This window comes from Leptospira sarikeiensis, assembly GCF_004769615.1.
GTDB lineage: Bacteria > Spirochaetota > Leptospiria > Leptospirales > Leptospiraceae > Leptospira_B > Leptospira_B sarikeiensis.
The window spans coordinates 336,421-356,569 of sequence record NZ_RQGF01000028.1; the positions used below are offsets into that span (position 1 = coordinate 336,421).

General features: G+C 38.4%; 20 protein-coding genes. 4 read left to right on the plus strand and 16 right to left on the minus strand.

Translation table 11 applies throughout. The features are described from left to right. Nucleotides 1-60: 60 nt before the first annotated feature. From EHQ64_RS12870 to EHQ64_RS12910, 9 genes are all read right to left on the minus strand, one after another. Nucleotides 61-318: a hypothetical protein gene (locus EHQ64_RS12870; protein ID WP_135649876.1), complete on the minus strand. Its 258-nt coding sequence runs from the start codon at nt 316-318 to the stop codon at nt 61-63. Nucleotides 319-327: 9 nt separating this feature from the next. Then, nucleotides 328-1,347: an endolytic transglycosylase MltG gene (mltG, locus tag EHQ64_RS12875; RefSeq protein WP_135649877.1), complete on the minus strand. Its 1,020-nt coding sequence runs from the start codon at nt 1,345-1,347 to the stop codon at nt 328-330. A 50-nt stretch (nt 1,348-1,397) separates the two neighbouring features. Next, on the minus strand, nt 1,398-1,943 hold the full coding sequence (locus EHQ64_RS12880; RefSeq protein WP_135649878.1) for a phosphoribosyl-AMP cyclohydrolase: 546 nt from the start codon (nt 1,941-1,943) through the stop codon (nt 1,398-1,400). Nucleotides 1,944-2,023: 80 nt separating this feature from the next. Then, complete coding sequence (locus EHQ64_RS12885; RefSeq protein ID WP_135649879.1) at nt 2,024-2,377, minus strand: single-stranded DNA-binding protein; 354 nt, start codon at nt 2,375-2,377, stop codon at nt 2,024-2,026. 141 nt (nt 2,378-2,518) lie between these two features. Continuing rightward, nucleotides 2,519-2,824: a hypothetical protein gene (locus EHQ64_RS12890; RefSeq protein ID WP_135649880.1), complete on the minus strand. Its 306-nt coding sequence runs from the start codon at nt 2,822-2,824 to the stop codon at nt 2,519-2,521. Further along, on the minus strand, nt 2,809-3,363 hold the full coding sequence (locus tag EHQ64_RS12895) for an RNA polymerase sigma factor (protein WP_135649881.1): 555 nt from the start codon (nt 3,361-3,363) through the stop codon (nt 2,809-2,811). Before EHQ64_RS12895 ends, EHQ64_RS12890 begins: the two co-directional genes overlap by 16 nt. 23 nt (nt 3,364-3,386) lie before the next feature. Beyond that, nucleotides 3,387-3,839 carry a Spy/CpxP family protein refolding chaperone gene (locus EHQ64_RS12900; RefSeq protein ID WP_210410854.1) on the minus strand — a complete coding sequence of 151 codons (453 nt, stop codon included), beginning with the start codon at nt 3,837-3,839 and terminating at the stop codon, nt 3,387-3,389. 57 nt (nt 3,840-3,896) lie between these two features. Further along, a complete protein-coding gene (locus EHQ64_RS12905) occupies nt 3,897-4,568 on the minus strand; it encodes a response regulator transcription factor (RefSeq protein WP_135649882.1) in 672 nt (223 codons plus the stop codon). Nucleotides 4,569-4,628: 60 nt separating this feature from the next. Beyond that, complete coding sequence (locus tag EHQ64_RS12910; protein ID WP_135649883.1) at nt 4,629-5,381, minus strand: SDR family oxidoreductase; 753 nt, start codon at nt 5,379-5,381, stop codon at nt 4,629-4,631. Between the two features lie 110 nt (nt 5,382-5,491). Between EHQ64_RS12910 and EHQ64_RS12915 the strand changes: the two genes are divergently transcribed. Continuing rightward, nucleotides 5,492-6,409 carry an Rpn family recombination-promoting nuclease/putative transposase gene (locus tag EHQ64_RS12915; RefSeq protein ID WP_167882402.1) on the plus strand — a complete coding sequence of 306 codons (918 nt, stop codon included), beginning with the start codon at nt 5,492-5,494 and terminating at the stop codon, nt 6,407-6,409. Nucleotides 6,410-6,488: 79 nt separating this feature from the next. On the opposite strand, the gene EHQ64_RS12920 is transcribed toward EHQ64_RS12915, so the two are convergent. Beyond that, nucleotides 6,489-7,766, minus strand: a complete 1,278-nt coding sequence (locus tag EHQ64_RS12920) for a phosphoinositide-specific phospholipase C-related protein (protein WP_210410855.1) — start codon at nt 7,764-7,766, stop codon at nt 6,489-6,491. Between the two features lie 313 nt (nt 7,767-8,079). On the opposite strand from EHQ64_RS12920, the gene EHQ64_RS12925 reads away from it, so the two are divergent. Further along, on the plus strand, nt 8,080-8,526 hold the full coding sequence (locus EHQ64_RS12925) for a DUF1801 domain-containing protein (protein ID WP_135649885.1): 447 nt from the start codon (nt 8,080-8,082) through the stop codon (nt 8,524-8,526). 4 nt (nt 8,527-8,530) lie between these two features. On the opposite strand, the gene EHQ64_RS12930 is transcribed toward EHQ64_RS12925, so the two are convergent. The 6 genes from EHQ64_RS12930 to EHQ64_RS12955 all read right to left on the minus strand — a co-directional run bounded on the left by EHQ64_RS12930 (nt 8,531) and on the right by EHQ64_RS12955 (nt 17,037). After that, nucleotides 8,531-9,763, minus strand: a complete 1,233-nt coding sequence (locus EHQ64_RS12930) for an esterase/lipase family protein (RefSeq protein WP_135649886.1) — start codon at nt 9,761-9,763, stop codon at nt 8,531-8,533. Between the two features lie 155 nt (nt 9,764-9,918). Beyond that, entirely contained in the window at nt 9,919-10,269 is a 351-nt protein-coding gene (locus tag EHQ64_RS12935) for a CsaA family protein (protein ID WP_135649887.1), read from the minus strand. Nucleotides 10,270-10,334: 65 nt separating this feature from the next. Continuing rightward, nucleotides 10,335-11,468: a hybrid histidine kinase/response regulator LvrB gene (gene lvrB / locus EHQ64_RS12940; RefSeq protein WP_135649888.1), complete on the minus strand. Its 1,134-nt coding sequence runs from the start codon at nt 11,466-11,468 to the stop codon at nt 10,335-10,337. Between the two features lies 1 nt (nt 11,469). Then, a complete protein-coding gene (locus tag EHQ64_RS12945) occupies nt 11,470-11,913 on the minus strand; it encodes a response regulator (RefSeq protein ID WP_135649889.1) in 444 nt (147 codons plus the stop codon). Nucleotides 11,914-11,919: 6 nt separating this feature from the next. Then, nucleotides 11,920-13,650: an ATP-binding protein gene (locus EHQ64_RS12950; protein ID WP_246048749.1), complete on the minus strand. Its 1,731-nt coding sequence runs from the start codon at nt 13,648-13,650 to the stop codon at nt 11,920-11,922. A gap of 240 nt (nt 13,651-13,890) precedes the next feature. After that, a complete protein-coding gene (locus EHQ64_RS12955; protein ID WP_135649891.1) occupies nt 13,891-17,037 on the minus strand; it encodes a SpoIIE family protein phosphatase in 3,147 nt (1,048 codons plus the stop codon). A gap of 224 nt (nt 17,038-17,261) precedes the next feature. Between EHQ64_RS12955 and EHQ64_RS12960 the strand changes: the two genes are divergently transcribed. Both EHQ64_RS12960 and EHQ64_RS12965 read left to right on the plus strand, forming a co-directional pair. Continuing rightward, nucleotides 17,262-18,764, plus strand: coding sequence for a hypothetical protein (locus EHQ64_RS12960; protein WP_135649892.1), 1,503 nt, complete (start codon nt 17,262-17,264; stop codon nt 18,762-18,764). Then, complete coding sequence (locus tag EHQ64_RS12965) at nt 18,761-20,008, plus strand: acyltransferase family protein (protein ID WP_135649893.1); 1,248 nt, start codon at nt 18,761-18,763, stop codon at nt 20,006-20,008. Before EHQ64_RS12960 ends, EHQ64_RS12965 begins: the two co-directional genes overlap by 4 nt. Nucleotides 20,009-20,149 lie beyond the last annotated feature (141 nt).

Here is a 20,149-nt window from a genome sequence, read left to right on the forward strand (position 1 = left end):
GATTTTTATTAAAAAAATCAACTAAAGCTATTTTCAGAATATAAGAAAGAGGCAATACGATTAATTTTCTTGGTTCTTTACCAAAGAAGAACGGATCTTTAAAAGATTATTTCGGATCCTTCGTTTTTGATCTTCTGTCAAACGGATCTCTTTTCTTTCGGCTCGATCGAGAACTAAGCTCGCCTTTTCTACGAATTCTACGGCCGCGTCGCTCGCAGATTCCCTTTTCTGCTGTTTTTCCTTGAAAAGGTCCAAAGCTTTTTGGACCTCTTTCAATTGTTCCGTAACTGAAACGATTTCTTCGACAGGAGAATTCATACCGGTACCTTATTCGTAAAGAACATCGATGTATTTTTTCTTAGCTTCGGCATGTTCCTTAAAACTTTTAGAGAAGTAATGGAAACCATCCGGTTTTAATAAGAAGAATAAATACTCCGTCTGAGTCGGCATCAACGCAGCTTCCAAAGAAGGTTGTCCCGGATTGGAGATAGGCCCAGGCGGATATCCCTTATTCATATAAGTATTATAAGGAGAAACGATCTTTAGATCCTTTTCAAAAATACGTGGATGTGGTTTGTCGAATAAATACTGAATCGTAGCACAAGATTCCAAAGGAATATCTTGCTTCAAACGATTTAGAAAAACACCGGCCATCAAAGGTCTTTCTTCATTTTTCTTAGCTTCTCTTTCGACTACAGAGGCAAGAACTACTAATTCATGCAGTTTTTTCGGATCCAATTCTTTTGCATTCGGGACCTTTTCGAGTCTTGCAAAAAATCTTTTGATCATCATTCTTGCGATCTTATCCACAGGAAAATTCACAGGAACACTATAAGTCTCAGGGAAAAGATATCCTTCCGCATTATTCGCAGGGATCTTAAATTCTCTCAATAATTCGGTTCTGGAAGCTGCGTTTAAAAAATCTGCTCTGGTCTTAATTAAGTTTTTCTTAACTAAAAGATCTCCGATCTGACGGTTATTATATCCTTCCGGAACTGTAAATGTAACTAATTTAACTTTTCCTTCCGTGATGACCTGCAACACTTTTCTGGAATCCATTCCGTCATTAATTTCGTAAAGACCTGCTTTGATCTTTCCGGCAGAACGAGTCGCTTTGATCAGAAAAAGAAAATATGTGGAAGACTTGATCAGTCCGTTTTTGGAAAGATTTTCTGTAACTTCCCCAGGAGAATCTCCAGGTTCTATAATGATATCTACTTTGACCTGGCCGGCACCGACTGCGCCACCTTTGATCTCATCTACAATGAAAAATGCTAGAAGTCCTAAAACGGCAAGAATGCCCAGCAATACACCTAATCTTACAACGAATTTATTCTTAAAAATCATACCCGTGTGCCTAGTATTTCTATCGGCGAAGTCCCGAATTTACGGAACCTCTACTTCCCTAAAAAAGGAACGCTTGCAACTAAGTTTTTGACCCCATTCTTATCCTGCTCCCTAAAAAAACAGGAATAGTATCCTTCGTGACAGGCTGCACCTTCCTGCTCCACTTCGTACACAACAAAATCTCCCGCTTTAGAAACAAGGATCCTTTTCAATTTTTGGATATGACCGGAAGTATCCCCTTTTCTCCATATTTCGTTCCTGGATCTGCTAAAATAGATCCCCTTGGATTCTTTCAGGCTTAATTCTAAACTTTCCAAATTGGAGAACGCTTGCATGAGTATATTCCCCTGAAGGTCTTGAGCGATAACAGGGATCAAACCATTTGTGAATTTTAGATTTTCAAAACTTTTAATTTCGATAAGATCCGCTTCGGAAAGTTCCGGATGAACAACCAATAGAGTGTCTTCATCACAATCAATCAGTGTTTTTGCGTTAGCCGGAAGGTCTTTCTGCAGAAGTTCCCAATCCGCCTCGCTTATTCTTTTTAAGTCAGATATTTTCCCGGGTTGCCCGGCCATCCAAATAATCGTAAGCATCTTTTCCTACATAAACCTAAGATATAGCCTAACCGTCAAGAAAGGTGGGATTAGAAATCCCACCCAATGAAAGGAGTAACTTAGGCTGCTTCTTTTTCTTTTCTTTCTCCGAAACTATCGAAACGTACTTCATCCGCTATTACTTTGACCTTGGAACGGCTATGGCCTTCTTGATTTTTCCAACGATCCTGTTTTAGCTGGCCGACAATCGTCACTTTTTTCCCCTTTTTGAGATACTCGGAGCATACCTCCGCTAATTTTTCCCAAACTTCTATATCCATGTACGAAACCTCGGATTCTTCTCCATCCGATCGTTTGTAATTATGGTTTACCGCTACGGTGAAATTTGTGACTGATTTTCCGTTTTGTGTCTTTTTCAACTCCGGGTCCGAAGTTAAATAACCATCCAAAACTGTAAGTGATAGATTTTTCATTCTGATTTTCCTCCTGGGAACTTGAAGAAAACAGGTCGCTAAGATGCGAGAATGATTACGTTTTTTTGATTTTTTTCCGGAATTATGATTCCGGGTAAGAAATAAAAAACGGGCCCCGAATGAGGCCCGCATTTGGAAGATCTATTCTTCTAAACTAGAAAGATAAGATTCACCTTCTAGAATAGAAGAGATCCCAAGATAATATTCATCTTCGGTATTCGTCTGACTTGTAAGCGAATACCAACCGATAGAAAGTCCCAAGAGGAGAGCGGCAGCTGCCGCCAAAACTTTTCTAATCGGAAATTGAATTACCTTTTTGGAATTCTCGGATTCTTCCGTATATCTTTGGATCACACAAGACGCGAGATTTCTGGACCAGTTTGGATCCATCTTCCTTTTCTCGATCTCATCCTTCATAGGCAGACAATCTTTTAATATTTTCCCCATACTTCCCCTCCTTCTCTTTTTTCGGAGTTTTGCATTCGCCTTAACATTTCCTTTCCGCGTGCTGCTCTAGATTTTACTGTTCCTGTAGGAACTCCTAGAGCTTCCGCGATCTCCTTTTCGGAATAACCGGACAGATAGTATTGGATCACACTCCTATACGCTTCCGGTAAATTCGAGATCCATAATTTTGCTTTTTCCCAAGTTGGAAGATCTTCCATAACTTCGGAATCTTTTTCTATCGCAAAAACTCTGGAATCTTCTTCGGATCTTTTTCCGGCTTTTTCAGCCTTGGTCTCTTCTCTCACCAAATTTTCATTCATTCGAATGGATTCGTTTCTGGCAATCGTGTATAACCAAGTGGTCAATTTAGAATCTCCTCTGAATTGACCTTTTTGTAATGCCTTATAAGCGCGAAGATATGTTTCCTGCGCGACATCGTCTATCGCGTATGCAAAGCGTTCATACAAGTAACGGGAGACCGCCGCTAAGACGATCTCCCTTGTTTCTTCTACGAAGCGGGAAAATTCTGCCTCTCCCATTTTACCTCCGAGAACTCCGGATATTAATCCTCGTCGTCCTTATCAAATTTACTTTGGAACTTAAGGATTAGATCCGCCAGCTTACCTCTTTGTTCAGGTGTTAATACTGCGTGGAACTCGACCGCTTTTTTGGTGAAGAATACTCTAAGAGTAGCGATCTTTTTCTCTCTTTCTTCACCCAATTTATTCCATTTGTCCGGATTCAATTTATCTGCACGAAGTTCTTCCACAGCTTCTTTCGGAAGGAAAGGTCCTGTCATTTTCAGTTCTTTACGTTTAGCAAGAACGTCTTCTTTGATCTTATCCAAAGTTGCTGCTTGTGCGTCAGTTAAATCCAATTCGGACTTAAGTTTTTTGACGATATAATTGGCTCTTTTCTCGTGGGACATCCACTTATGATGGCAACCTTGAGTCAAAAGACCAACAGTCCCCAGCACCAACAAAATCGCGGTTATTTTCGAAATTTTGCGAAACATTAATTTCTCCTCTTTATGCTCCTGGGACCGGAGGCGAAAAGGCCGGTTCCAAAAAAATTAAGGGGAAAGGATCAGAATATCCTCTTCTTTTATCTCGTATTTGGAGGCTAAACGAGTAATCAGAGAAGTAAGTATTTCCTGGGCTTTCTTATGATAATAGAATTCTTCGGATACTTCGATGAAAAACTTCCGAGATCCGGGCAATTCTTTCATTACAAACGCGATCTCCTGGGCGATTTTTTCCGCGTTTTTCTGATACGGGCATCCGTTCAATTTTACCCCAGTTCCATAGGAAACGTTTTGAGTTCTTTCTATAGAGAACGGGAATTTTTTCTTATCAACGATCATATCCGCCGGAATTCTCAGAACGGAGACGATTTTTACGAGAAGTTTGTCTGGATCAAAAGGTTTCAGAATATAACCCACGAGCTGTTTACTATGGGCGGCTAAGATCACTTCTTCTTTTTCATTACTTGCAGTGAGCAGAATGATCGGAGTATTTTTGTTCAGATCCGGAACCTTATTGGCTAACCGAGCCCCGGAAAGAACGGGCATCATATTGTCTAAAAGGATAAAATCGTATTTATTTTTTCTTAATTTCAATTCCGCAGCCATTCCATCCACTACATGGTCTACTTCGAAATTGAACCGTTCTAGATAATGGATGAGAAGTTCGGCAGAACTTTCGTTATCTTCGGCGAATAAAATTTTAAAGAAAGATTGGTTCATAACCCTAAACGTTTCCTCGAGGATTTTGTCGGAATTCCTACAGAGACCGACATAAAACTTTCATTCTTCGTAAATCATCCTTTTCGTAATGCCTCCGTCCACGATAAAATTTTGACCGGTGATAAACTTATTCTCCGGATCTGCCAAAAAAAGAGCGGTCCGAAATACGTCTCCAGGTTCCCCGACCCTACCCGAAGGATGTTGTGAATGATCCAAAAGGCTTAGTTCGGGAGAATTTTCTCCTCCTATCCGATATTGCCTCACATCGATCCATCCAGGGCTTATCGAATTGACCCGAATTTCCGGGCCAAGACTGATCGCAAGAGAATGTGTTAAAGAGACAATTCCACCCTTAGAAGCGGAATAAGCCTCAGTGTTTGGTTCCGACTGAAATGCCCGAGTAGATGCGATATTTATAATACTTCCTTTTGTCTTTTTCAGATATTGGACACAATATTTTGAAAGTAAGAAGACGGAGCTCAAATTGGAATGTAAAACTTGGCTCCATTCTTCCCAGCTCAAGGTTTCGACAGGTTTAGATACAAATTTACCCGCATTATTGATAAGTACATCCAACTGGGAGAATTTTCGGATACATACTTCCACCGATTTTTCGACATCTTCCTCTTTTCCTGCATTCCCCGATTGGAAATAGATCCGATCTTCCAACCCCTCTTCCGAAGTTTTTTGAAGAAGATACTTACCATCTCCCAAGTCCATGCTAAAAACGTGATATCCTAATTTTGCAAATTCAAGGCTCAAGAAGGCTCCGATCCCCTGTCCGGCGCCGGTGATAAATACAGTTTTTTTCATTCTGCTATTCTCTACTATATTCTTCTTGATTTCAAGTTGGAATCGATATTCCGGCCTATGGTTAGGAATTACCGTTGACTAAGCATCTCTAAAACGGAAGTTCCATGCAAATGGAAGTTTTCCGAAATCCTCATGATCGTTTTGTTAGAGATATTTTTAAAGAAGAGAAGAATGCAGTTTCCTTTTTTAAAACGAGTCTTCCAAAGGAAATTTCGAGATTACTGGATTGGAAAGAATTTCATTCCGCGGATAACAAATTTATGTTAGAAAATTTAGAACAGAGAGAAGTTGACCTTCTCTTCTCCGTAGGATTATCTTCCGGATCTTCTGCAAAAATTTATCTTCTATTCGAACATAAATCTTATCGAGATACGAAAGCCTTTCTACAAATTTTAGGATATCTAACGGAAATCTATAAAAACCAATCTCAAAATAGAAATTCCCTCTCTGTAGTCATTCCGGTTATATTTTATCAGGCTCAAAATAAATGGGATTCAGGGAAAAGATTCATCGATCAATTCGAGCTAGATGCAAAAAGAAATCCGCAACTTCATCCTTATATCCCGGATTTCGAAATACTTCTCTTTCCATTATCCGAGATAGATATTCCCTCCTTCTTTTCTCAACCTAATTTAAAATTTTCCCTCTATCTTGCACAAAATATCCGAGCAAATAAATCCGTTTTTTTGAAAAGTTTTTACAAAGGATTTCAAGAACTTAAGAACATCGATTCCGAATCAGAACGATTATCCATTCTGAAAAAAGGATTATCATACGTATTCAGTGTTCGAAAAGAAAAGGTAGAAGATATCCTATCCGTTTTAAACCAAACCGAAAGATCTTATTATAAAGAGGAAATTATGACAACTGCAGAAAGATTAAACAGACAAGGTTTTAGAAGAGGAGTGAAACTAGAAAAATTGAATATCGCAAGGAAAATGATCTCTTTGAACTTTGATCTGAAAACGATCTTAAAAGTCACGGAGCTTTCCAAAAAAGATCTAAAGGATCATAAAATCCTTCCATAACTGAAACGTATAAAAAAACGGAAGTCCCGATTTCCGAAGACTTCCGTTCTTATATTAAGGAAAGATAGTTAGGCTAGGATTATCTTCCTGCTTCCCAATATCCTTCCGAGTATTGGTCAGTTAAGTTTGCCCAAACCTCGGATACTCCTTTCGTATTCTTTGCTTCTTGGAGTTTTTTATTCTCATAAGGAGTAACTGGAGAAGAGAATGTCCATCCTCTGGAAGAACATGCACTTTTTCCGTTCGCCCAGTTTCCGGAAGCATCAGTGATCGCCCAATTTCCACTTGGATCCTTACAAGCATAACGATAACTATTCGAACACTTATTGTCATTCCAACGTCCGCTTCCTACGATTTGAAGACAGTCTTCTGCTCCACCGTAATCATTCGGCTCCGCGTTATCCCAAGACCAAAGTCCTTGTTTTGCAAAATCGGGACTAAATTGATCTATTCCGAACACGCTAATACCGCAAGCTAACATTTGAGCTATATTATCATTTGTGAATACACCGCTTTCTTTGACCCCGTCATAAATCCCGAAATAATTTGTACTATCGTTAAACACTCGAGTCATGGTGTTATCATAAACGTTTCTGGACCAATTACAGCTTGGATAACCTTGGAATGCTTTTGGACTGATGGTATTACTTCCGAAGAAAATTCTCTTAGAGTATTGATTCCATGCTCCGTCGTAACAACCATTGCTCATCATAAGGATCCTTCTATTGGAAGAAACGATGTCCTTAAGTTTAGGCATATTTGCTGCGTTCGGAATATCTCCGCAAGAACCGCTATATCTATATAAATATGGATCTAGGTAACTTCTTACGATCCCTAGGAATTCGTCTTGTCTTCCATCCAGATAATCTTCAAAATAAAGGACCAGAACCTCGTTCCTGTTTTGTGGTTGAGAAATCCAGTTACGAATTTCTTCCAAACCTTTACTCGCAGGACGATCGAACACGTTACAACCTAAATCATCCGATTTTGCATGGCAGAGTAAGAAATCGTTTTTGAAGTTTGTGCTTAGATAATAATGAATATCTAATTCTATAAATCTAGCTCCCAATCTCAACTGGTCGGTCAAAGACAACTGTTGATTTGGAAAAGCGTACGAGAAAAATGGCCCCGCGTATGCTTTACTATTATAGGAGTTATGAGTTCCGTAGAACAGCGCCTTATGGACTGGTAAATTCGCAGCCACCTGGACTTGTCTTTGGACTGATAAGGATTTCGCTTCCGCAGATTTTTCGAATATATCTATCGGGCTTTCAGTTACCGCCCCTCTACTTGCAAATATGCTTGTCGAAGACAAACAAATCAACAAAGCAGAAAGCAGGGTTAATTTTCTCTTCATTTCCATTCACCTTTTTACTTACTGTGGAGCATATTATTTCCCGGCCTTAACTTGTAACAAACTTCTTCTTATATACCCCTTATATAGGCATGTTTTTATCAAGAACAACCGTTATTTAATAAACTATTAAAATTAGTGGGAAGGCAAACAAACAGAGTTCACTAAGTACGGATAAATACATTATGTATATTTAATATACTTTGAAATCGACTTATAATGCTCGCTTTTATGCTACTATCCGTATTTAATAAACGCCTCGATCCTAAATGAAAATAACTTGTTTCCATAGATTAAACGTAAAAAATGCAAAACTATGCCTGCAAAGAAGAAGACCTCAAAACCTGCGAAGAAGGGGATCAAATATCAAGACAAATCTCCTGGGCAACCTGAATTAGTCCCGATCTTCAATAGCCTTAAAAAGTTAATGAAACCTTATAAAAAAGGAAGCATCAAAGAAAGAGGAGGAACTGGCGGACAATACGGTTTAGTCAGCGAAATGGAGATAGAAATAAAAGGTAAAAAGAAACCCGAAGTTTATTTCGCAGGGCTTCTCGTACAAAAAGGTTATGTTGGGTTTTATTTTATGCCCGTTTATGCAAAACCTGAAATGAAAAGAATTTTTCAGCCGGAACTTCTTAAGTGTTTAAAAGGCAAAAGTTGCTTTTATATAAAAAAGAAAGATCCTATCATTTTCTCTCAGATCAAAGACGCATTAAAATTAGGATATGAAGAATTCAAAAAGAAAGGTTGGGCAAAATGACCGATCAACTTTCTTTAAATATCTCCAAAAAATATTCTCTTAATTCGGGAGAAGGCATTATCTGATAATGAGATAATCCCTTTAAAAGTTTTACTCTTTTTTCCGGATTTGTTTTCTTTCTAAGTACAGGATCACTCAAAAGTGTAAGGCTAGGTTTCTCTACGATCCCATCACCGATCCAGGAAGACCAATCCCCCTCTTCTTCAGAAACAAAACTATAGATTTGATATGCGTCTATATCGTCCAATTCTCCGAAGTATTTTCCTTTATCGTATCTAGAAAGATGTGTTCCTTCTTTCCAATCTTTTTCCCGGATAATCCCGTGAGAGAGATCTTTCATTGCATCACTTCTTTGGTTTCCGATATATCCTACAAGCTGGACTGGAAATATAGGCATCGCCTCGGCGCTTAAGCCCAGCCAAAATCCCACTTTTTCTATATAAGAACCGCCATCGGGAGAACTAATAAATAATACTTTCCTAATATTAGAAGAAAGAGGTTTTCCCTCTTCTATCGATTTATACAAAGCGCTCCTAAGTATAAGTCCTCCTTGGCTATAAGAGACGATATCGAATTTGTTTTTTTGGAGTTCTTGATCCTCAAGAAGTTTTTTAAACAACTCCAAAAGTTTAGATCCGTTGTCGGAGATATGAGCGCCCGGATTAAATCTTAGGTAAAAAGGATAATAATTTTCTTTTAATAGAATTTCAGAGAAAGGAACTTCTCCATTGTTTATCCAAAGTCCCTCGTCACAAAATAATCCCGGAATACATAGGATCGGTTTTTTGGATCCTGATTTTTTCCAATCTTCTATCACTCTTTCCGGACTTACATCTTCTCCATTCAATCTAAAAGAGCCTTGGATCTCGGAAGTAGTCACGAATCCTGCAAAAGATTCTCCCACGATACTAGATACTGAAATATTCTCGAATACCTTTCTCTGGATCTTGGACTCCGCGCTACTCAATGCTTCTAAGGCTGTATGCATTGCTTGGGCGGTAGATTCGAATGCCTTTGATAATCCTTCTTCCGTTTTATTCCCAGCCTCCCCTAATGTTTTTCCGGTATTCTGTAGGAATTCCCCCAACTGAGTACCTTGAACCAAAGGTGTTGTAGATATTTCAGATAAACTTTTGGCGCACCATTCAAAAGAGCCGGCAAGCGCGGACTTTACTCCGGATAAAACTCCGAGAGAAGTATCTCTCGCGAAAGAAACTGCAAATTTTCCCAGCTTCATACTGGGTTCTGTTGGTTTGTATGGCATAAAATTGATTCGAATTGATCTCGGGAGCGTTCACTATACAGAAAAAGCGAACTAGGTCAAGGGGAAAGAAGCGGATATTTATATATTAAGCGGCCTCGAGTGAAGCCCTACAAGTCGAAAAATTTATTTTAGCAAGCCAATTGAACGAAACTAATTGCGTCCGATTTACTGAACTCTCCCTCGTCTTGCAAAAATCCTAAGAATAAAGCCTGTGCTCTCATTCTGGCCACGTTTGCAGAAGGATAGTCCATTACGCACAAAGTTTGTTTGCCCAAAAATTCTTTCTCTTCTCCCAAAGAAAGAATAGGTTCACTCGATTTACGAATGCCTGAGTCTTTTCCAAAATCGAGGATCAGACGATATGCTTTCTCGCCGTGATCCAATACTATCTCAAAACCGATTACCTTACCGATCCTTAAATCCAGATCCGCAAAAGGTTTTTCCGAAACTAAGTCTGTATATTCAGCCGATTCCATCATCTAGTATAACCAGTGTGTAATAATTATTTGACAATAAAATCGCAAAGAAGGTCCTAAAATCCAGGTTAGACGGCAGGCAAATCTAGAAAAAAGCGAGTGTATTCATTTGGCATACTTTCAAAAGATAGGAACCATCCATGCTCTTTTACAATGCCTAGACTGACAGAAAGTCCGAGACCTGTTCCCTTATCCGCGCCCTTTGTTGTGAAGAAAGTATTGAATATGGACTTAGCGATTTCCTGAGGAATTCCAGAACCTTGATCTTCTACCGTAATCCTAATCCAAGATTTGCCGCCGATCTCTTCAGGCTTAGCTTGTATGATCATACGTTTATCTTCATTGTATTCCGGATAACGTTGGTTTAACGCATCGATCCCGTTGTTTATAAGGTTCAAAAGCACTTGCAATATCTGTCCTTCTTTACATAGAACGGATGGCAAAGCGGTATCGATATGTAATTCCAACTCGATCCGACTCATTTTCATTCTCTGTTCTGCGATCGATCTTACTTTGGACACTAATGCAAATACGCTTACAGGTTCGAAGTTTCCCTTCTCATGCCTTGCAAATCTAAGCAGATCCTTGACCATTATGGAGATCCTTTCTCCTTCCGTTTTGATCTTAGAAGATATCTTTTGGACCTTATCTGGATCCAGTTCTCCCTTGGATATAAGTTGTGCGTAATCTATGATCGCCATGATCGGATTGTTAATTTCGTGAGCCATAGCGCCGGCGAGAAAACCCATAGCCTCTACTTTTTGGCTCTGTCTGAGTTGTTCTTCGATCTCAAATTTTTCCTGCTCAGCTCTACGTAATGCTTGATGTTCTTCTATTTCACGTATCGCTCTTCTTAAAGCGGGCACAAGCTTAACGAGTCTGTCTTTTAATACGTAGTCAGTAGCACCCCGAGTTAAAGTTTGGATTGCAGCATCTTCTCCATATGTTCCTGATACGAATATAAATGGAGTGGTTGGGCATTGCTCTTTCGCAATGGAAAGTGCGGACAAACCATCGAAATTAGGAAGTGAGTAATCCGAAAAAATAAAGTCTGGTTTTTCGTCTTCAATCGCTTTTAGATATTCATCTCTATCCTGAACATGAACGGGAATATAATCTACTCCTCCCTTTTTCAGTTCCCTCTGGATTAACTCCAAATCGGTAGAAGAATCTTCTAAAAATAGGAATTTTAGGGCTGTCATCTCAATGCACCGATTTATTTAATATACACCAATATTGTCCTATTTCAGATACTGTTATGATCAGTTTTTCAAATTCTACAGGTTTTATAATATAACTATTAACACCTAGTTTATAACTTTCTACTATATCTTTCTCTTCAGCAGAAGAAGTTAACATCACGACCGGGATAGCCCTCAATTTTTCGTCGGATTTGATTTCTCTTAATACTTCCAATCCGTCCACTTTAGGCATTTTCAGGTCCAGAAGTACGAACAGAGGTTTTCCTCCCGAATCTCTTCTTTCATATCTCCCCCTACAAAAAAGGAATTCTAAAGCTTCTTCACCATCTTTTACATGAAAAACTTGATTTACTAAATTATTTTTTTTAAAACCTCGTAAAGTCAACTCCGCATCATTCGGATTATCTTCCGCGTAAAGTATATCATAGTTTCCCGATTGATTCATTTTTCTCTATTCCTTGTTCGGTATTGTAAAATAAAATGTGGCACCCTGTCCCATTTTTCCCTCGGCCCAGACTCTTCCTCCGTGCCTTTTTACGATCCTATCTACGATCGCAAGTCCGATTCCAGTTCCGGTAAATTCCTCATTTGAATGTAGTCTTTGAAAAACTTTAAATAGTTTATGAGAATATTGTTCGTCGAAACCAACTCCGTTATCCCTTACGAAGTATGTTTTGTCTCCTTCTCCGTTTAAAGAACCGATCTCTACAAAAGGTTTTTCCGACTTTGAAGAATATTTAAATGCATTTGAGATCAAATTCAACCAAACCTGTTTCAACATAGAAGCGTCCCCTCTAGCGAAAGGAAGTTCTGAAATCGTAACTGAAGGAGGTTCTTCTCCGTATTGTTGATTTATGATCTGAATTGAATCGGAAACCATATGTTTCATGTTTATCGAATCTGACTTAGGCTCTAATTTTGAAACTCGATAAAACGCAAGAAGATCATCTATCAATTGACCCATAAATTTTGAATTTGTCGCGATGATATTTAAGAGTCGAAGAGGCTCCGGATCTAAAACGGAAGAATAATCCTCGAGCATTATTTTAGTAAAACCGTCTATACCTCGGATCGGAGCTCTTAAGTCGTGTGAAACCGAATAACTAAACGCTTCTAACTCTCTATTTGCATATTCTAATTTACCGATATTCTCTTCCAAGTCACGGTTCAATTGATTGATCTGAAATTCCTTTAGATTCCTTTCGGTAACATCAAGCCATTCCACCACGCTCCCCAATCGATTACCCGAAACGTCCATGACCGGATCTGCGCTCAAATTGAATTCTTGCCCACCGATCGCTATAGAGCTTTTAAAAGTATCCGTGAATGTAGAAAGTATTTTTCTTTGTTTCTCTGGATTTGCATGAAAGGAGTCGATACAGGACCCTAAAAGTTTTTCAGGTGCAAAGAACGGATATTCTTTACGAATATTTTCCTTTGCAGCTTCGAACATATGCACAATAGAACGATTTGTATAAACAATGTTTAAATCGTTATCCGCGATCATTAGATTGCTCGAGGCACAATCCAAAGCAGTTTTTATCATTAAAATTTCTTTATAATTCTTCTCTTTCTCATCTAATGTACTTTCTAAAAGTATATTCTTGTCTGAAAGTACCGTTTCGGCAGCGATCCTCAAATCCGATTCCCTTTTTATGAATCTATATAAAACTGCTAAGATCATAAGATTAAAAGAAATGGATAAAAATAAGATCCAATCGGTAATAGAAGCTTTCGATTTCGCGTCGGAGGTCCTACTTGAAAGAAGATCTAGTTCTTTGTCTTTAAGAGTGTCTATATAACGATCAATTTCCCGTTCTAAAATCGCATTTTCCGTCTTTGTTTGAATGGTCCTATATGCAGGATCTTGGTTTTTTTGGATCAGATCGTCTCTCTTTCGAAGTATCTTTTCCAATTCTTCAATGCGGTTTTGCTGAAAGGGATTGTCCCGAGTAATATACTTAAGCTCTCCAAGCTTTAAGAATAAATTCTGTTTTTCAGTTTTATAATATTCTAAATCCTCTCGTTTCCCAGAGGAAAGAAAAGTAAGAAATCGTATTTGAGTTTCTTTTGAACTGGATGTTAAACTTTCAAGCCTGGATAAAACCCCGAAAGTATGGGATTCCCAATCCTTGGATTCAGTTAAATTTCGACTGCTAATCCAGGAGGAAAGGCCGATCAATAGACCGAGAAAGCCAATTCCAATAATTCCGAATCTTAATTTCGAGTCATACGAGAACATGATTTGGAAAAACACATTTTAAGAGTTTTTAATCTTTTAAAACGTATTCGAGTTTGATCCGCGTACTTTAAATTTTTTGACTCGATTTTGCAAGATATTTACACAATTTAGACAAAATTAATTTCCAATGCATTCGGAAGAGAAATCCTCCACGAATTAAGTCACATTAACGGAAAGACACTAGCTGAGTTCGATAGACTCGAGTGCTTTTTTAATTTTGTATACTTGCGAATTTTCAGGCTCCAATCTAAAAGCTTCTCTCAATAACTCCTTTGCTCTTTCATAATTTCTTAAAGCTATACAAACTCTAGTTAAATTGATCAAATTCCTGACATGAGTCGGTTCTCTTAGTAGTAATCTTTCGCCGAAATCTTGAGCTTTTTGAAATTGTTTCGCTCTTCTCGCAACATAAGAAGCTATAAATAGGATCTCTTTATCGACTGGGCGAATATTTAAATATTCTTCTGCGAATTGTGATGCCTTCGAATAGTTTTTCAATCGAATATGATACTTAAGTAATCCTTTTTTGACTTCGGGCAAATTATTATCCAAGGAGTCGGCTTGCTCTAAATAAGATAATGCTTCTTTGATATTCTTATCTTTCGATCTTTCTTTGGCGCTCCGAAGCAATTGTCTGATTTTTTCTTTTTCACGGATCCTTTCTATTCCTCCTTCCTCTTTGAAGGAAATCCGGATCATAGATAGATCATCTGTAAGGGATCCTACGCCATGAATAGAATCGTATATTCTAGGAAGTTCTCCGTTACCTTGCTCGATCAATCGTAAGAAAAGTTTTTCATCATCGTTGATGATCCTTCCACCTTCCTTGTCATTGCCTAGAAGAATATCATCTCTACCGTCCGAACCTGCGATAATAACGTCTCCAGGAAGTAACTGAAAGGTTTTAACCGAAATTTTGCCTTCCATACCTGTAGTACCCAATTTTCTGAACATCAAATCGTCTTCTATAAAACTTGCTTTTCCATCCCTGAATAAAGCGGTCCACGGATGCTCCGCATTAATATAATATAATGTTCCTGAATTCTCCTCGATCAGACCGATTACGGATGATACTAACATCGAGCCTTCAAAACTTTCAAAAACCTTATGCAATTCCAAAAATACGTTTTTTAACCATCTCTCAGGAGATTGTTCTTTCATACTTTCCGCATTTCTTGTTCTTTCTATAATCGATTCGCACACGGAGCCTAAAACCAACGCACCGCCTGCTCCTTGCATGGATTTTCCCATTGCATCTGCGTTCAAAAATACGGTATAACGTTTTCCCCTCAATGTGATTTGATTGGAGATATTCATATCTCCGCCGATCTCGTCGTTAAACCTGCGAAAGCTAAACTTCTTCTTCTGATCTATTAGAAAATCCACTTTGACATTTTCGGATACGGTCTTATTAGCACCCAAAGGTTTAATCAGAAGTGATGTAAGGAAATAATCGCCGTCTTGCTGTTGTTTTAGCTCTCTTACCTCTTCCAAAGTATTTTCCAATTCCCTGGTTCGATCTTTTACTTTTTCCTCTAACTCATCCGCATATTTTTGGAGCCTTTTTCGAGCTGCTTGAATACTCCTTGCCATCTTATTGAAGGATCTTGCAATAAAACCTATCTCATCTTCTACCCTTGGAGTTAATCTATATTCCAAATTACCTGAGTTCACTTCCGTCAAACCAACTACGACTTCGTCCATTGGGGATACGATCGCATTTTGAAAGAAGAATCTAAATCCAATCACGATTACTATAAATGTAAGGATCATGGAAATCACTAAGATGGAGCTAGGTTCGTTATGGAATATTCTATAATCCTTATATTCAAAACCTACTTCATAAATTTTTCCGTTCGGATCGGGAGCTAAATAATAGGAAAGATACATCACCGGCTTAGGATCGGAAGGGGAATAGATGCGAGTCCCTCTGTAGATCCTATCTCCAGCAGAATGTATCGGAGATAGGGAATTTAATACGATCCTAGAGACCTGGTCTGCGGGCTTTCCCGAATGTATTGCGTTTAATGCAGCTTCGCGCGTAAATTTCAGGGTTTCAGACAATCCAAGATCCGTAGAGCTCAATAAGCCGGTGATCGATTTTTCCTTCGTTCTATCTGGGAGCCTATAGTATTTATTCCGGATAATATTCAATTTTCCGTATATACTTTTGAAATAATCCTCTATATCCTGATCAGTTACTATTTGTTTTCCTTTAGATTTTAGGAATATGATCAACCCTTCTTCATACGCCTTAAAATCAGAAGGAGAAGTCTCCAATAATTCCTTTGTTCTTTCTAGTCTCTTATCTCCGGGCAGATTTCCAAGATTGCTGATTTTTTGTTTTTCTCGAAAGAAGCGGACTTCTAACTCGTCTTCTTTTTTAAAGCGGGGGTCCTTTTTGCCACGTTCGGACCTAAATTCGTTTTTTTCGGGATCAAAAGAAACGATATATGCAAGTCCTTCCGGATTTTTCCCTTCCAAAACGGCAATGGAACTGTCTCGCCTTTTCATTTCATCGTAGGATCTTTCATACCCGTTCAGAATTGAATAACCTACTAATTGATAACATACGAAGAAGGTCGCCAAAGAAACTCCTATGATCCGATTCAAGATCGTAGTTCTTTCCTTAGTTGCGTTTACGTAGACGATCATGATCAGGAACATTCCAGTAACCATTCCAAGGTTAAACGATTGCTGGTATGTCGCACGAGCGACAGTTCCGTTCCGGCTCAAAGCATTTAGTAATCCGGGGACCACAGTGATAACGGCGTAGCTGAGTAGAATATAGATTACGGATCTTCTTTCTTTTCCGGTTTCTATAATCGCTTTCCAGATCCCGATAACTAGATAGCACACCTCATAAAAAAGAATGACGTATATAAAATAACTGTAAAATACATGCACTTCATAATCCCAATAATGGGATCCCGGAACGAAAGATCTAGGAGCGTTCCAACAAATAACCGCGTAATAACCCGTTACTAATAGAACTCCAAGATACAAAAGCCAATAAAATATCAAACCTGGCAGTATCCCTTTCTTCCTTGGTTCTGGAAAATAAATAAAGAATCCAACAAGCTGAGTGAAGCTCATCAAGGGGCCTGCGACTGCGATGATCCTATGATGGATGGTACTTTCTTCGAAGGATATAAATCCCCAGAAATATCCTATATTATGAAATACGGTAGTTAACGCACATACGCCTAAATGAAAAGCTGCCTTACTTCTTTCTTTGATCGTAAGGAAGAAGAACCCGGTGTATAAAAAGTAGAGAACGATTAAGATCGAACCGAAGGAGTAAAAATTAAAAAAAATAGGATTCATTATTTGGTGTCTGAAAGCGGTCTCGGAAGCTTAGAAGAAGAATCGGACTCCAATCAAGCGGAATTTATTTCCAAAATTTCTTAGGAACTCCTACAAAATTTGTATCCCATCGGATCTTAAGACTTTTTGGGATAAAGCGTGTTCTAAAAAAGAATCTACTTGACCGAGCAGGTTATTATCGGAACTTTACTCGAAATATCGGCCCTCCATAATTCCTCCGATTCATGCAAACAATACCTAACAAGAAATACCCTCTCTTCTTACTTTCCATACCAATCTTATTCGCGTTTGGCTTCTTACTGGCTAATCCTGGATTTTTCACCCAACCTTATCAGGAAACGGGAGATTACGCCGCTAATGCACTCCAAATATGGAAGGCAGGAAAATTTCAGGAGGCCCTAGGAGCATATTCGCGATTTGTAGTGAATCATCCTGGGCCGATCGTATTCTATTACTTAGCCCTCGCAGAAAAAATATTCTTCTTTGTTAAATCTCCACATGGAGCTCATTCTATCGGAATTGTTCTGTATAATCTTTTCTTTCTGATAATTAGTTTAAGAATTCTTTATATTCGGATCGAAAGTATAAGATCTATAAGTATATTCTCAGCGGCATTGATACTCGGCTTAACTCCCCTTCTTCCGAATGCGATCTCTAATATCTGGGGACCAGGCGTAGTATTATTCCCTACTTTATTATTAATCCTTTCTCTTGCAGATCTTTCACATGGTTCGATCAAGAATTTTTTCTGGTTTGCGGTCTCTGCAAATATTATCGTTCAGAATCAGATCGTTGGGATCTCATTCATAGTGCCAATGTTCTTGGTAGGAAGTTTTTATTTTTATAAGAATAAAGGGTTCTCACAATACAAAAGTAAAGAATTTATAATAGCGATCATTGCTTCCGTAATCTTCACGATAGTTTGCTGGATCCCACCTCTCGCGGAAGAATTCTCCAATTCTCCCGGAAATCTTACGAAAATTGTAGGACTCGCATTAAAAAATTCCACTTTTCATAAGTTAGGACCTACTCTTCAATATGTTCTTTCTTATTATATTTCACCGATCAGTTTTCTGAAAAATTTCCCGGCATTCTTAATCGTGGGATTACTATTCGGTATTCCGATTTTCTGGAAGGAAAAGTTACAGGAATTTGACCGATCTTTACTTAAAGTTTTGATCTGGGCGTTTTTTATCACCCTATTTGGTGCCTTCAAAATGAAAGGTGGGCAAATATCCCATATCTATTGGTTCACATATATACTTGCAGGAATTCTATATTATTTAAATTTAAAAATCTTTCTGGCCAATATCGACTTCCCAGATATAAAGAATTTTCGGATCTACTCTATTTCCATTTTATTCCTCTGTATCGCACTGTATGGAAAAAATACGGAATTCGAATATGATGATAGACCGGAAAAATTCATAACTGCGATCCATCCGAATAAAGAAACGAAATATAGGATCCAGTGGAAATCCAATCCAAAAGACTTCGGCCAAGGAGATTTGAGTTTGGGGATCCTCTTAAGACTTGTAAGAGAAGGATACCAAGCCTGCCTGAATGAAGAATGGCATTTTTTAGCTCCGAAATCATTCCGTTGCCTAGATTCAGAGTCAGCAACCACTATAACTCTGGAGACCCCCGAAAAAGAAAGTGAGAACTTCCAAACTTTGGAAAGGAACTCCTTTCTCTATAAATCCACAATCTTAAGGATCATTGAATGAAAGAATATTTCCTAGGAATTTTTAGACCCGACGAAAGGGAGATCGCACCCTTTAACGGGGCAAGAACCTTGGGCTTTTTTATGCTGATCTACGGGCATATGTACCGTACTGTTCAGGTATTTATTCCGGATATAGACCCCTACTTAAGAAATTTCTTAAATAACGGTTCAGTTTGTTTGGATCTATTTTTTCCATTGAGCGGATTTTTGATCGCTAGTCCATTATTCGCTGAGTTAGAATCCAAAGGCACGATCAATTGGAAATTTTTCTATTTAAAACGATCTTTGAGGATCTTCCCTCCATTTTATATTTTCCTAATACTGCAATATTTCGTATTCATTCCCGCGATGCTTAAAAGTGCACCGCCTGAATTCGTAGATCAGATAATAGCCGCTAAAAGTAAGATCTGGTTCGATTTTCTTTATATTTCAGACTATTTCAAGGGAACCATGTTCCACGGTTGGTCTCTTTCTTTAGAGGAACAATTTTATATCGCTTTCCCTATCTTTCTTTTAGTGATTTTCAGATACGTTCCGAAACGATTTAGATTAGGATTTTTGATCTTTCTTACGGCACTTCCTCTGATCTACCGTGCGATATTTATGTATACGGTTGTATTAAAAACCTCAGGTTCTGAAAGTGTGGATCTGTATAATGGATATATTTATTATCCGTTCCATGGACATATAGATTCTGTTCTTTACGGGATCATATTCGCATATATATTCAATTTTCATAAAACATGGGTCGAAAAAGCGCTTCAATTAGGGCCTTGGGCAAATTATCTACATGCGGGACTTTGGATCGGCCTACTAACCTACACAGCATTAGCGAACGAATTTGAAATGGGATTTCATCAAGTAATTCGTTACCCAAGTTTCGCTCTACTATGGATCGGAATTTTCATACTCTCTATGAGAAAAGGAGATCCGATCGGAAAATTCCTTTCATGGAAAGGTTTCTCTCCTTTTGCAAAATTATCTTACTGCGCTTACATTATCCACATAGTGGTGATGACGCCTATCTCTAGAAAATTGTTATATGCGGATAAAAAATTAGAACAACATGAATTCTTGCTCTATACTATTCCGGTTGGACTGGCGGTTTTCTTCTTCGCGTATTTCTATCATTTGCTCACTGAAAAACCGTTTGCGATCCTGAAGGATAAATTGATCGCAAAATACAAGGTCAAGATGACCTCCCAAATTTTCAGCGAGCAATTGCAAAAGGTTTCTTCGAACTAATGTTTTTTGGTTAGAAATTCCAGATCGGTTTTTGTCTTAGTGGGACATAAATGAACTTTTTCCGGATGAATATGTAAAAATAAGAAGGTCTTAGATCTTTTTCGGCATTTATTCCGGAAGAAGCGGTCTAGAAACCCGCGA